Genomic DNA, 14,799 nt, shown 5'->3' with positions numbered 1-14,799 from the left:
TAATCTTAGCAAATTTAAGCTTTGAATGAATGCAAACGATTCATTGCACTTTCTACTCCATCTTTCAGTAAGATATCTGTGCAATATACTGATTCATCGATTGCTTTATCAATTAAATCTTGTTCTGGTTTAGATGGTTTATTTAATACATAACCAACTACTTTATTCTTATCACCAGGGTGTCCAATACCAATTCTTAACCGATAAAAATTCAAATTATTGCCAAGTTTATTTGCAATATCTTTCAATCCATTATGACCGCCATGACTACCACCAAATTTTAATTTAGCAATACCTGGATTAAGATCTAACTCATCATGAGCAACTAATATCTCATCGGGCTGAATTTGATAAAAAGAAGCCATTGCTTGAACAGCTTTACCACTTAAATTCATAAAGGTAGTTGGTACTAACAAACGGACATCATGACCATGAATATTAATCCGTGAGCTATATCCAAAAAATTTAGGATCAATTTTTAGCGGTTGGTTATAACGTTCAGCAAGAAGATCTACATACCAAGCTCCTGCATTATGGCGAGTTGCAGCATATTCGTTACCTGGATTAGCTAAACCTACAATAAGTTTAATTGTTGTCATAATAGTCTGTCGTCAATTATTATTAGCAAAAAAGCCCCTAGAAGGGGCATTTATCTAATTCAGAAAAAAAGATTATTGATGGAACATTGCTGAAATTGATTCTTCGTTACTAATACGTCGAATTGCTTCAGCAAGCATACCTGATAATGTAAGTTGGCGTACATTTTTCAATGCTTTCACTTCTGCTGTTAATGGAATTGTGTCACAAACTACAATTTCATCAATGGCAGAATCTTTAATGTTACTTACCGCTTTTCCTGAGAAAATAGGGTGAGTTGCATAAGCGAAAACACGTTTTGCACCACGAGCTTTCAATGCATCAGCCGCTTTACAAAGTGTTCCGGCAGTATCAATCATATCATCAACTAAAATACAATCTCTGTCGGCTACATCACCAATAATATTCATCACTTCTGCTTCATTTGCACGTTGACGACGTTTATCAATAATGGCCATGTCAGTATCATTTAAAAGTTTTGCAATTGCACGTGCACGAACAACACCACCAATATCTGGTGATACCACGATTGGGCGTTCAAAATCACGTTGTAGCATATCTTCTAAAATTACAGGGCTACCAAATACGTTATCAACAGGTACATCAAAAAAGCCTTGAATTTGTTCAGCATGAAGATCAACCGTTAAAACCCTATCTACACCAACAGTTGATAAAAAGTCTGCAACAACTTTAGCTGTAATAGGTACACGGGCTGAACGCACTCGACGATCTTGTCTTGCATAACCAAAATAAGGAATAACAGCAGTAATACGACCGGCAGATGCTCGACGCATCGCATCAATCATTACTAATAATTCCATTAAATTGTCATTTGTAGGCGCACAAGTTGATTGGATAATAAAAACATCTTCACCACGGACATTTTCATTAATTTGGACATTGACTTCACCATCACTAAAACGGCTAACAATAATATCACCAAGAGAAGTATAAAGACGATTAGCTATACGTTTTGCTAGTTCGGGTGTGGCGTTACCAGCAAAAAGCTTCATATCAGGCACGAGAAATCCTCAAGCATGTAATCATGATTACATAAAACGTAATCGGTTAAATCGGAGTGATAATTATATAATCATTTACAGATCATCCTCAACTACATTATAAAAAATTATTACAAATATTTTATATCTATCACAATAATATATAGAAATATAAGTTAAAATGATGTTTTTTGAAGTAGATTAAAAATCGGTTAAAATACTGTACCACAAAGGTGAATAATTACCTTGATAAATCATTTAATACTAACAGCAGACACACAATGAGTGAACAATTAAAAACGAATAATCAAGAGACAGAATCTAAACGAACAATACGTAGTTTTGTATTGAGACAAGGCCGCTTAACTAAAGGGCAGCAACAGGCTTTAACTCATTTATGGCCTATATATGGCATTGAATATAATGCACACTCACAAATCACTTTCGAAAATGACAAACCGCTGGTTCTAGAAATCGGTTTCGGTATGGGTGCATCATTGATTGAGATGGCAAAATCCTCACCAGACAAAAATTTTATAGGTATTGAAGTCCATCGACCTGGCGTAGGCGCTTGCTTAATGGCAATCGAAGAAAATAAATTAACCAATTTAAAAGTAATGTGTCATGATGCAGTTGAAGTATTAGAAAATATGATACCTAATGAATCATTAGATAAAGTTCAAATTTTCTTCCCTGACCCTTGGCATAAAGCAAGGCACAATAAACGCAGAATTATTCAACCTGAATTTGTTAAATTAATTCATGAAAAATTAAAAGTTAATGGTGTATTACATTTAGCTACTGACTGGCAACATTATGCTGAGCATATGCTTGAAGTATTAAGTCAAGCTGATGGGTTTAAAAATTTATCTACAACAAATGACTATATCCCGAGACCTGATGACAGACCTATTACCAAATTTGAAAAACGTGGGCAAAATCTAGGGCATGGTGTTTGGGATTTGCAATTTATAAAAAAATAATGGTGCCTAGGAGCCAATATGCAAAATGAAACAATCGATTTAATTTGTCAGCGCCGCTCAATTCGGTCTTATAAATCAACACCACTGACTAATGAACAGTTGGAATCAATTTTTCAAGCGGCACAATCGGCTCCGAGCTCTAATTTTCTACAATGCACCACAATTATCCGAATTACAGACAGCGATAATCGTTCAAAGCTAGCACATTATTCAGGAGAGCAAAGTTATATTAATCAAGCTTCTGAATTTTGGGTATTCTGTGCCGATTTTAATCGCCACTTTCAAATTGATTCAACTATTCCACTTGAAAAAGCTGAGCAGCTTTTAGTTGGCTGTATCGATACAGCACTTATGGCGCAAAACGCCGTTATTGCAGCACAGTCATTAGGTTTAGGAACTGTTTTCATTGGTGGATTACGCAATAATATTTCGAAAGTTACCGAATTACTAGCATTACCTAAATATGTCCTTCCTTTATTTGGGCTTTGTATCGGTTATCCTGATCAAAATCCAGAAATAAAACCAAGATTACCGAAAGAATTAGTGTTTTTTGAAAATTACTATCAACCAATAGATGATCAACTATTAGCAAAATACGATACTCAAATGAGTGAATACTATAGTCATCGACAGACAAATCAAAAAGCAAGTGGTTGGAGTGATAAAATTGCTGAAACAATTATCAAAGGGCAAAGAGATTTCATTTTAACTTATTTGCATGAACAAGGATGGATAACTAAATGAACAACACTCAATATCAGTTAGACAAAGTCGTTATACTAAGTCGCCATGGCATACGTACTCCATTAGAAAACACGATAGCGTTCTTAGAAAAATCAAGCCCTTTTAAATGGCCAATTTGGGATCATGCTTATGGTTATCTAACAACACGAGGGGCCGTTTTAGAAACGTTCTTTGGACATTATCTATCACAATGGCTAGAGCAACGAAATATTAAGCTCTCACCAGAGAATCCTGATATATATGTTTATGCAAATAGCCTTCAAAGAACAGTAGCTACGGCTCAATTCTTAGTTGGCGGTGCTTATGCTGGTTATGACATACCTGTTCATCACAAATATACCATCGAAAAAATGGATCCTATTTTTGATCCAAGTGTACAAGATGACTCCCCAGAAATTAAACAAAAAGTATTAAAAGATATTAATGATGCAGACAAAGCAGCATCAATTTTCAAAAATTTAGCGCCGGCTTATCAAATCGTGTCGGATATATTAGATTATAAAAATTCGCAATTATATTCTGAACTTAAATGTGATTTTGCTGATATTCCTTATGAGCTTCATTTTGTGAAAAATGAAGAACCCGAATTACATGGACCATTAGCAATTGGAATTTGTGCCGTTGATGCTTTTTTATTACAGTATTACTCTGCATTTCCTAAAGAACAAATTGCTTGGGGAAGAATAACCAGCCAAGAACAATGGCAACAAATAATACAAATTCGTAACCACTATATTAATTTAGTTTTTCACTCTAAAACGATTGCACGAAGTATTAGTAAATTATTAATCAATAAGATAGATGATTTAATACACAGTCAATCTCATAAAGTCAATTTATTGGTTGGTCATGATAGTACTATTGCTGCACTGCTCGGTGCTTTGGATTTTGCTGAATATCAACTGCCTAATCAATTTGAAAATACACCAATTGGCGGAATGGTTATATTTCAACGTTACCGCCATCTACCATCAGGTGAATACTTCTTCAAAGCTGAATATGTCTACCAAAGTTTTGATCAGCTATTTACTGGTGAAGCTATTGATATTAATAATCCACCACAACATTATCAACTTAAGTTGCTTAATGCAGAACAAAACAGTGATGGATTCTACCGATGGCAACATTTTGAAAATAGGCTAAAAGAGTTTCAATAAAATTCAGATTAGATTGCCGATATGACTTTAAGTTTCAAATCATTAGGCAATCTATAAATATCAGTCACATTTAAAATTGTTATTTTAATTTCGCCTCAAAATGTAATCGATACCACAAAAATAGATAATAATTTTCATAAGTATCTATTCTTTGTATAAAATTTGTTACTTAAAACTTAATTAAAATACTATGAATTACTATTTCAATTAGGCACATATTGAATTTTGATATAACTTATTTGAATGTTATTTAACTAATCCAAAATAATTCAATAAAAATGTAATCGATTTCACAAAATGTTAACTAGATCACTTTTTTTGCATTTTTTTAATGTTATTATCCTGAGCAATTTATAGCTTTTAGTTTATTTCTTACATAAACGATTTCTGAATGATTAGGTAATCATTTAAAGCTTAGCAAAGGAAATTCACTATGAATCAGAAAATTAAATCTGCAATGCATAACAAAAATTATTGGGTCTTTAGCCTCTACTTTTTTCTTTATTTTTTCATTATGGGAGCTTACTTTCCATTTTTCCCAGTTTGGTTAAAAATGATAGGTTTAGATCAAGCGGATACTGGATATGTTTTCTCATTTATCTCATTATTTGCACTATTCTTTCAGCCGTTATTTGGGTTGATATCCGATAAGTTAGGTTTAAGAAAACACCTTCTTTGGATTATCACCTTCCTTTTAGTTTTATTTGGACCATTCTTTATATTTATATTAGGTCCTTTACTTAAACTAAATGTTACTCTAGGGGCTACTGCAGGCGGCTTATATCTTGGTATGGTCTTTAGTGGTGGTGCTCCTGCAATTGAAGCATTGGTTGAAAAAATCAGTAGACGTAGTGGATTTGAATTTGGTCGTTGCCGTATGTTTGGTTGCTTCGGCTGGGCGATTTGTGCTTCATTTGTTGGAATCATGATTTCTAAGGATATTAATGCTGTTTTTTGGTTATGTTCTGGCTTTGCCTTAGTGTTACTTATTTTAGTCAAAATAGCCGATCCAGCTAAAACAGCAACCACAGATGTTGTCGACCAAATGGGACTAAATAAACCTGAACCATTTAATTTAAAACTTGCGGTTAATTTACTAAAAATGCCTAAAACTTGGTATTTTATGCTCTACATTATTGGTGTGGCTTGTACTTATGATGTATTTGATCAGCAATTTGCTAACTTCTTCACCTCATTTTTCTCAAGTGAACAAGTTGGTCGTGAAGCATTTGGCTACGTCACAACACTGGGTGAATTTTTAAATGCGACTGTAATGTTTTTTGCTCCAATTATTGTCATGAAAATCGGAAGTAAAAATACTTTACTCGTTGCTGGTGCAATTATGTCAATTCGTATTACAGGTTCAGCATTTGCTAGTAGCGCAGTTGAAGTTATTATTTTAAAAACCTTACATATGTTCGAAGCACCTTTATTGTTAGTTGGTGCATTTAAGTATATTACAAAACATTTCCCAATTCGATTATCAGCAACTGTTTACTTAATTGCTTTTTGTTTTGCAAAACAATTATCTATAATGTTTATGTCCACCTTTGCTGGTTTAATGTATGTTAAAATTGGATTTGAAGGGGCATATTTAGTGCTTGGCTTAATTGCATTAAGTTTTACACTTATTTCTGCTTTCACCTTATCAGGACGTGGACCTTTGGATCTTTTCAAAAAGAAAAGCAACGTTGGAATTGAAGAATAGTTAAATAATAACAATTCAAAAAATTAAGGTATCAAAATGAAAATATTAGTAACAGGTGGTTGTGGGTATATAGGCAGTCACACTTGTGTTCAATTAATTCTTGCTGGCTATACACCTATTATTATTGATAATTTATTTAATAGTAAAGCCTCAGTATTAGAAAGAATAAAAACCATCACAGGAAAATCAGTCGATTTCTATCATGGTGATGTTTGTGATGGAAATTTGCTTGCAAGAATTTTTAAAGAACACGATATTAAAGCTGTTATTCATTTTGCAGGATTGAAAGCCGTTGGTGAATCAGTATATAAACCACTTGAATACTATGAAAATAATGTTTATGGCAGTATTGTTTTAATGAAAGCAATGCGTGATGCTGGCGTTAAACAATTAGTCTTTAGTTCTTCAGCTACCGTATATGGTGAGCTAGCGCCAGTTCCTTACGTCGAAACATTACCACAAGGTTTACCAACTAGTCCGTATGGAAAAAGTAAGCTTATGGTTGAACAATGTATGATGGATTTAGCTATTGCTGAACCTGATTGGTCCTTAACTTTACTGCGATATTTCAATCCTGTAGGTGCTCATCCTAGCGGTTTAATGGGAGAAGATCCGCTTGGCGTGCCCAATAATCTGATGCCTTTCATTACCCAAGTTGCAATAGGCAAACGAGAATCGCTATCAGTATTTGGTAATGATTACCCAACAGTTGATGGCACATGTGTGCGTGACTTTATTCACGTTGTGGATTTAGCAGATGGTCATATTGCAGCACTTAAAACTGATAGAAATAAAGCTGGAGTTCATATCTATAATTTAGGTTCTGGTGTAGGCTTCAGTGTACTGCAAGTGATTAAAGCCTTTGAAAAGGCATCAGGAAAATCACTTAATTGGCATTTCGCACCAAGGCGAGCCGGTGATCTACCTGCATTTTGGGCTGACGCGAAAAAAGCTGAACAACAATTAGGTTGGAAAACAAAGTTAACCCTTGATGATATGGTAAAAGATTCATGGAATTGGCAATCAAAGAATCCGCAAGGTTATCCTGATTAGAGAAATGTTTACATCAAAATTGCAGTAAAACTATAATTAAAGAGGCAAATATGGATATTTTTAACCCAGTTGATCATCCTCATCGCCGATATAACCCATTGACCGCACAATGGGTGTTAGTTTCGCCCCACAGAGCAAAACGCCCTTGGCAAGGTCAACAAGAAACCTTAAATGAAGAACAGAAACCCCATTATGATCCTAATTGTTATTTATGTCCGGGCAATAAACGTGTCACTGGCGATATAAATCCTAACTACACTGGAACGTACGTTTTCACGAATGATTTTGCTGCATTAATGGAAGATACGCCTAATTCACCCGATAGTAACGATCCTCTATTTCAAATCCAAAGTGCCAGAGGAACAAGCCGAGTTATCTGTTTTTCACCAGATCACAGTAAAACTCTACCTGAACTTGATTTACCTGCAATTGAAACGGTGATAAAAACTTGGATCACCCAGCAACAAGAGCTAGGAAAAAAATACCCTTGGGTACAAGTTTTTGAAAACAAAGGGGCAGCAATGGGCTGTTCAAACCCTCATCCGCACGGACAAGTTTGGGCTAATAGTTTTATCCCTAATGAAATAGCGCGAGAAGATCTCAATATGCGCAACTATTTTCAAAAAAATGGACGAAATTTATTAGTAGACTATGTAGAAAAAGAGTTGACCAATAAGGAACGCATTGTGGTAGAAACAGAAGATTGGTTAGCCGTCGTTCCTTTTTGGGCTATTTGGCCATTTGAAACCCTACTATTGCCAAAGAAACATATTGCTAGATTAACAATGCTTAACCAATCTGAGCAAAAAGATTTGGCCTTAGCATTAAAAAAACTGACCTGTCATTATGATAATTTATTCAATTGCTCTTTCCCCTACTCTATGGGATGGCATGGTGCACCGTTTGTGGAAGGAAATACTGATTATTGGCAAGTACACGCCCATTTTTATCCTCCGCTATTACGTTCAGCTACCGTAAAAAAATTCATGGTAGGTTATGAAATGTTAGCTGAAGTACAAAGAGATTTAACGCCAGAGCAAGCAGCCGAAAGACTGCGCAACGTTAGTGATGTGCATTATAAAGATAAGAAGGATAAATAAATGAAAGCATTAATCAATAAAACCGCGCAAGCATTTGAGGATCAATTTGGTTATAAACCCGATACCATTGTACAAGCACCGGGCAGAGTAAACTTGATAGGCGAGCACACAGATTACAATGATGGTTTTGTATTACCTTGTGCCATCAATTATGAAACTGTAATTAGCTGTCACAAACGTTCTGACAACTTAATTAGGGTAATAGCGGTTGATTATAATAATGAACAGGATCAATTTTTACTTAATCCTTCAATTGAAAAACATCCAAATTACCAATGGGCGAATTATGTCCGGGGTGTAATTCAATATATCGTAAAATATTCAGAAGATATTAGAGGTGTTGATTTAGCTATCAGTGGTAACGTGCCACAAGGTGCAGGATTAAGTTCATCCGCTTCACTTGAAGTTGCAATTGGTAAAATGTTTCAGGTGCTTTACGATCTACCTTTTGATGGCAAAAAAATAGCCTTAATCGGTCAAGAGGCAGAAAACAAATATGTTGGTTGCAACTGTGGCATAATGGATCAATTAATATCCGCGCTTGGCCAAGCACAACATGCTTTATTAATTGATTGCCGATCATTAGAAGCATTACCTATTTCTATCCCCAAAGATCTAGCCGTTGTAATCATTAATTCCAATATTAAACGCGGATTAGTTGATAGCGAATATAATACTCGTCGTAAGCAATGCGAAGCCGCAGCCAAAGCGCTAGGTGTAAATGCCCTTCGTGATGCATCATTGGTTGATTTACTACAGATCAAATCCTCACTCGATCCGCTAGTATTTAAACGTGCTCATCATGTCATTACCGAAAATGAACGTACACTTAAAGCCGCTTATGCGCTTGCTAATGAAGATTATCCATTACTCTCAAAATTAATGGCTGAAAGCCACAATTCGATGCGCGATGATTTTGAAATCACAGTACCTGCAATAGACTACCTGGTTAAAATTATACAAGACGTTATTGGAAATGAAGGTGGTGTACGGATGACTGGTGGTGGTTTTGGTGGTTGTGTTGTTGCCTTAGTTCCTAAGAACAAAGTTGATGAGGTAAAAGATGTGGTTAACCAAAACTATCATAAGAAATTTAATATTAAGGAAGATTTTTATATCTGTCAGCCAAGTGAAGGGGCTCATAAATTATGTCTGTAAAACAAATTATCACCCTTAAAAATAGCCAAGGCATGAAAATTAAATTGTCCAATTGGGGCGCAACTTGGCTTTCTTGTACTATGCAAGTTGAAGGAGAAAACCGAGAACTAATACTTGGTTGCCAATCATTCGAACAATACGAACAACAAGATGCATATTTAGGCGCTACTGTTGGACGATATGCCAATCGCATTGCAAATGCTGAAATAGATATAGCAGGAAAACATTATCAGCTTATTGCCAATCAAGGCGTTAATCAGTTACATGGTGGCAAATCAGGCTTTGATAAAAAAATATGGAAAATTGAATCACAATCGGAAAAACAAGTTACATTTGGATTAATTTCTCCAGATGGTGACCAAGGCTTTCCTGGCGAACTTAAAGTTACCGCTAGTTATACATTAACTGACGATAATCAAGTCATCGTCGAATATAATGCGAGCACAACCAAATGTACGCCAGTTAACTTAACTAACCATGCCTATTTTAATTTAGATGGTGAAACTAGTGATATACTTGCACACAGTTTAAAAGTAAATGCTAACTATTATTTACCTGTCGATGCCAATGGTATTCCATGCAATGATTTGCTTGATGTTACTCAAGACGATATGGATTTAAGACAGTCACGAGTTCTATCCGATAATTTGCTAACTAGCCCAGCACGAAAAATCACAGGCGGTTATGACCACGCTTACTTATTAGATAAATCAAAACCAGTTGCAGCTCAACTTGTATCGTCAGACAAAAAAGTAACAATGGACGTAACAACGTCTTATCCTGCCCTACAAGTCTATACTGGTAACTTTTTAGCCAACACACCAAATCGTCACAATGGTAAATATGCTAATTTTGCAGGAGTAGCATTAGAAGCACAGTTTTTACCCGATAGCCCTCATCATTTGACATGGCCACAACCAAGCTGCTTCTTAGAACCGGGACAAACTTACCATCACCAAATTACCTATCAGTTTTTTATAAGCTGATAAATTTCTCTTTTTATTATTGATGAAAAATAAATAACTTCATCAATAATAAAAATTCTACAAGTTTAACCATACCTCAAATAGATTTATGATAATAAAAAAAGTTGAGGAACGGGGTTTTTGAACATAAAAAACGAAGATTTTGTACGGTTAAACTAACAATCCAAGTCAAAATTAGGTATCATATTCTCCTATTCGCTAATGGATAAGATAAATGAAAAGTAAAAATCTCACGGCTATTTTTCCGGGAACATTCGATCCAATTACTAATGGTCACATTGATCTGATTACCCGTGCATCCCAACTTTTTCCTCGTTTGATTGTCGCAATAGCGGAAAGCCCTAATAAAAAAACGCTATTTACTTTAGAAGAAAGAGTTAACTTAGCCTCAACACCAGTGGAACATTTACTGAATGTTGAAGTGATTGGCTTTGATAATCTTATGGCTGACTTTGCCCAGAAACACGGAGCAACAGTTATTGTTAGAGGTGTGAGAACAACTCATGATTTTGAATATGAAAGACAACTTGCAGAAATGAATCGAGCATTAAAACCAGATTTAGACACCATCTTTTTAATGCCTTCAATTGCAATGGGATTTATTTCATCTACCATCGTTAAAGACGTTGCTTACCATGGTGGTGATATATCCAATTTAGTACCCTTGCATGTTAAAACAGAGTTATTGAAACGATTAACATAATATCGATTTATTAATATGGTCAATTTTTATACTCCTCCGAAAAAAAAACTAGCCTCTCAAAAACTGACAGTTACAGTTACAAAATTAGATGCCTTTGGACAAGGGGTAGCAAATCATAAAGGTAAAACAATCTTTATTAAATCAGCCTTGCCGGACGAGACCGTCGATATTCAATTAACCGAAGATAAAAAAAATTACGCTAAAGCCAAAGTAATAAAGTACCATAATTACAGTCAATATCGGGTTAAACCACAATGTAAGTATTTTACCCAATGCGGTGGCTGTGAATTACAACATATTTCGCCAGATCTACAACAACAAGCAAAATATGAAGCACTAATTAAGCTAATACAAAAAGAAACTGGGGCTTTGTTGGAAGATAACACACCTAATATCATTGCTGATCAACCCTATCATTATCGTAGACGTGCTCGGTTATCAATTAATTTCTTCAAAGGTGAATTACTTATTGGTTTCAGACAATCCGAATCGAACAAAATTATAAATATTGACCACTGCCCAGTATTAGTTGAACAGCTAGATGATTTACTCATTCCATTACAATCTTGCTTAAGACAAATCAAACAGAAAAAAGCACTTGGCCATATTGAATTAATTGCAGTTGATAGTGGAATAATTATAGTGTTAAGGCATACTGAGCTATTGACTGAGCAAGATAGTCATTTATTAAAACAGTTTGCTGAAATTCATAACATATCACTCTATTTACATGGTGATAATCTGGTTCATGTTTTTGGCAATAAAGAACATTACTACCTTATCGATCAATTAAAACTAACCTTTAGCCCACTCGATTTTATTCAGGTAAATAACCAGATTAATCAAAAGATGGTAAATAAAGCACTTGAATGGTTAGATATATCATCAAATGACAAAATACTTGACCTATTTTGCGGCATGGGCAACTTTTCATTACCTATAGCAAAATATTGCCAATCTATTACCGGTGTTGAAGGCGTAGAGGAATTAGTCGAAAAAGCTAAGCTTAATGCCAACTTAAATCAAGATAAAATTCAGGCTAAAACCCAATTTTTTACCTGTAATTTAGAAGATAAACAACAATTTTCGATATGGAATCAAACAGTATTTGACAAAGTATTATTAGATCCTGCAAGAGCAGGCGCTTATAATGCTACAGCAGAAATTGTTAAATTATCACCATCAAAAATAGTTTATATTTCATGTAATCCTGCTACATTAGCTAGGGACTGTAAACTTTTTATTGAGGAAGGATACAATATTGCAAAGATTGCTATTTTGGATATGTTTCCACAAACTAAGCATATTGAATCAATGTTGATGTTAACCAGATCAGGGTAATAATTATGGTATCAATTAGAGGCGCCCATCAACAAAATGACGAGCATTATACTCTAACACAGTTTGATGTTGAACAATGGGCTAAACATGAACTTTTATTAACCAATTTTGAATCCTATCAAAAGTTTAAGGATATCTGGGATTTTTGTTTTGAACACAGTGCTGGTGCGCCTGAACAAACCTACTGCTTCCAAAATGCAATTGAAATGGTTGAGATTTTATCAACCTTGAACATGGACATTAACAGTTTATGTACAGCCCTTTTACTGCCATTCCTTGATACTAAAATTATCCGCCGTGAAGATCTGCCTGAAAATTTCGATCGCGACATTATTCACATCCTTTCCAGTGTTATCAAAATGAAGGATATCAGGCAACTACGAGCCATCCGTAATGGACATGCAACTACTGAGCAAATTGACAGTATTCGTCGTATGTTATTGGCTATGGTAAATGATTTCCGTAGTGTAGTAATAAAATTAGCAGAGCGTATTACTTATTTACGTAATCTAATGAATGCCCCAAAAGAAGATCAAGTCCTTGCAGCTAAAGAGTGCTTTAATATCTATGCTCCTCTAGCCAATCGATTAGGAATTGGGCAATTAAAATGGGAACTTGAAGATTTTTGTTTCCGTTATTTACATCCAGATCAATATCGCTTCATTGCTCATAAGTTACATGAAAAACGATTGGATCGTGAATCATACATTAATCAATTTGTTAAGAATTTACAGGATATGATGAATAAAGATCATATTCGTGCTGAAGTTTACGGTCGTCCAAAACATATCTATAGTATATGGCGAAAAATGGAACGCAAACATCTACAATTTGAAGAATTATATGATATTCGAGCTGTGCGTATAATTTGTGACCGAATTGAAGATTGCTACAATGCATTAGGGATTGTGCATAGCCATTATAAACATATAGCTAAAGAATTTGATGACTATGTGGCTAACCCCAAACCCAATGGTTATCAATCGATCCATACGGTTGTTTATGGTCCACAAGATAAAACTATTGAAATTCAAATCCGTACTGAACAAATGCACAATGATGCTGAATTAGGTGTAGCTGCACACTGGAAATATAAAGAAGGCAGTACGGATAAGATGACGGCTTACGATCAACGAATTTCTTGGTTGCGTAAGTTATTAACATGGCAACAAGAAATGTCCGAAAGTGGCGAAATTCAAGAAACCGTCCGTAGCCAAATTTTTGATGACAGGGTTTATGTATTTACGCCTAAAGGTGATGTAGTCGATTTACCAACTGGTTCAACCCCTTTAGATTTTGCATATCATATTCATAGTGATGTTGGACATCGTTGTATTGGCGCCAAAGTGGGTGGTCGTATAGTTCCGTTCACTTATATTTTGAAAACTGGTGATCAAGTTGAAATTATTACTCAGAAACAACCAAATCCAAGTCGTGACTGGTTAAATCCTAATACGGGGTTTGTTAATAGCAGTCGCGCTCGAGCAAAAATACAAGCTTGGTTCAAAAAGCAAGATAGAGATAAAAATATTGCTGCCGGACAACAAATTTTAGAAAACGAGCTAGAGCCATTAAATATTAGCTTAAAAAGTGTCGAAAAAATTCTTATTAGTAAATACAATGCCCACTCTTTTGATGAGGTACTTGCTGGGATAGGTAGTGGTGATGTTAGGATTAATCAACTAGTTAACTTCATTAATGCCCAATTTAATAAACCGACAGCTGAAGAAGAAGATGAAGCTGTTCTAAAACAAATTACCCAAAAATCAACATCTCAAGCTAAAAATACAGGAAAATCGACCGCTATAAAAGGTGGTGAAATTATTATTGAAGGTGTCGACAATTTACTTTACACCATTGCTAATTGCTGTCGACCTATTCCTGGCGATCCGATTGTTGGCTTTGTAACACAAGGACGAGGTATTTCTATTCATCGAGCTGACTGTGAACAATTGCAAGAGTTAAAAAATCATGCTCCAGAGCGCATTACTAGCGCTATATGGAGTGGCAATCACAATTCAAGTTATACAATGGTTGTTAGAATCATAGCTAACGACAGGAGTGGTTTATTGCGAGATATCACCACTATATTGGCTAACGAGAAAGTAAATGTTTTAGGTGTCTCAAGCCGAATTGAAATGAAACAACAAATTGCGACTATTGATATGGATATGCAAATTTTTGATCAAGATTCACTAGAAAGAGTATTAAACAAAATTAAACAGCTTCCAGATGTAATTGAGGCAAAACGGTTTCAAGGGTAGCTAT

13 protein-coding genes are annotated in these 14,799 nt (G+C 35.1%); 11 read left to right on the top strand and 2 right to left on the bottom strand.

All coding sequences use genetic code 11. The features are described 5' to 3' along the window. Nucleotides 1-14: 14 nt before the first annotated feature. Nucleotides 15-599 carry an aminoacyl-tRNA hydrolase gene (gene pth / locus GYM76_RS01760; RefSeq protein WP_065563637.1) on the bottom strand — a complete coding sequence of 195 codons (585 nt, stop codon included), beginning with the start codon at nt 597-599 and terminating at the stop codon, nt 15-17. A 72-nt stretch (nt 600-671) separates the two neighbouring features. Next, nucleotides 672-1,619: a ribose-phosphate pyrophosphokinase gene (locus GYM76_RS01755; protein WP_086319756.1), complete on the bottom strand. Its 948-nt coding sequence runs from the start codon at nt 1,617-1,619 to the stop codon at nt 672-674. A 260-nt stretch (nt 1,620-1,879) separates the two neighbouring features. On the opposite strand from GYM76_RS01755, the gene trmB reads away from it, so the two are divergent. From trmB to relA, 11 genes are all read left to right on the top strand, one after another. Next, nucleotides 1,880-2,581 carry a tRNA (guanosine(46)-N7)-methyltransferase TrmB gene (gene trmB, locus GYM76_RS01750; protein ID WP_220225683.1) on the top strand — a complete coding sequence of 234 codons (702 nt, stop codon included), beginning with the start codon at nt 1,880-1,882 and terminating at the stop codon, nt 2,579-2,581. 18 nt (nt 2,582-2,599) lie between these two features. After that, entirely contained in the window at nt 2,600-3,325 is a 726-nt protein-coding gene (nfsA, locus tag GYM76_RS01745; RefSeq protein WP_220225682.1) for an oxygen-insensitive NADPH nitroreductase, read from the top strand. Next, the gene (locus tag GYM76_RS01740) at nt 3,322-4,482 is read left to right on the top strand and encodes a histidine-type phosphatase (RefSeq protein WP_065734699.1); all 1,161 of its coding nucleotides are present in this window, start codon (nt 3,322-3,324) and stop codon (nt 4,480-4,482) included. The genes nfsA and GYM76_RS01740 overlap by 4 nt, the downstream gene beginning before the upstream one ends. Before the next feature lie 433 nt (nt 4,483-4,915). After that, nucleotides 4,916-6,190, top strand: a complete 1,275-nt coding sequence (locus GYM76_RS01735) for an MFS transporter (RefSeq protein WP_255561366.1) — start codon at nt 4,916-4,918, stop codon at nt 6,188-6,190. A 36-nt stretch (nt 6,191-6,226) separates the two neighbouring features. Next, complete coding sequence (galE, locus tag GYM76_RS01730; protein ID WP_065563641.1) at nt 6,227-7,243, top strand: UDP-glucose 4-epimerase GalE; 1,017 nt, start codon at nt 6,227-6,229, stop codon at nt 7,241-7,243. A gap of 50 nt (nt 7,244-7,293) precedes the next feature. Next, nucleotides 7,294-8,343: a galactose-1-phosphate uridylyltransferase gene (galT, locus tag GYM76_RS01725; protein ID WP_220225681.1), complete on the top strand. Its 1,050-nt coding sequence runs from the start codon at nt 7,294-7,296 to the stop codon at nt 8,341-8,343. Next, the gene (gene galK / locus GYM76_RS01720) at nt 8,344-9,501 is read left to right on the top strand and encodes a galactokinase (RefSeq protein WP_220225680.1); all 1,158 of its coding nucleotides are present in this window, start codon (nt 8,344-8,346) and stop codon (nt 9,499-9,501) included. Next, the gene (galM, locus tag GYM76_RS01715) at nt 9,492-10,487 is read left to right on the top strand and encodes a galactose-1-epimerase (protein WP_220225679.1); all 996 of its coding nucleotides are present in this window, start codon (nt 9,492-9,494) and stop codon (nt 10,485-10,487) included. Before galK ends, galM begins: the two co-directional genes overlap by 10 nt. 214 nt (nt 10,488-10,701) lie before the next feature. After that, complete coding sequence (gene coaD / locus GYM76_RS01710) at nt 10,702-11,190, top strand: pantetheine-phosphate adenylyltransferase (RefSeq protein WP_065734703.1); 489 nt, start codon at nt 10,702-10,704, stop codon at nt 11,188-11,190. A gap of 15 nt (nt 11,191-11,205) precedes the next feature. Then, on the top strand, nt 11,206-12,531 hold the full coding sequence (gene rlmD, locus GYM76_RS01705; protein ID WP_220225678.1) for a 23S rRNA (uracil(1939)-C(5))-methyltransferase RlmD: 1,326 nt from the start codon (nt 11,206-11,208) through the stop codon (nt 12,529-12,531). Nucleotides 12,532-12,536: 5 nt separating this feature from the next. After that, nucleotides 12,537-14,795, top strand: a complete 2,259-nt coding sequence (relA, locus tag GYM76_RS01700; RefSeq protein ID WP_065563647.1) for a GTP diphosphokinase — start codon at nt 12,537-12,539, stop codon at nt 14,793-14,795. Nucleotides 14,796-14,799 lie beyond the last annotated feature (4 nt).

The sequence above is a fragment of the Gilliamella sp. ESL0443 genome (genome assembly GCF_019469165.1).
Lineage (GTDB): Bacteria > Pseudomonadota > Gammaproteobacteria > Enterobacterales > Orbaceae > Gilliamella > Gilliamella apicola_E.
This window is presented reverse-complemented; position numbering and strand designations above follow the sequence as displayed.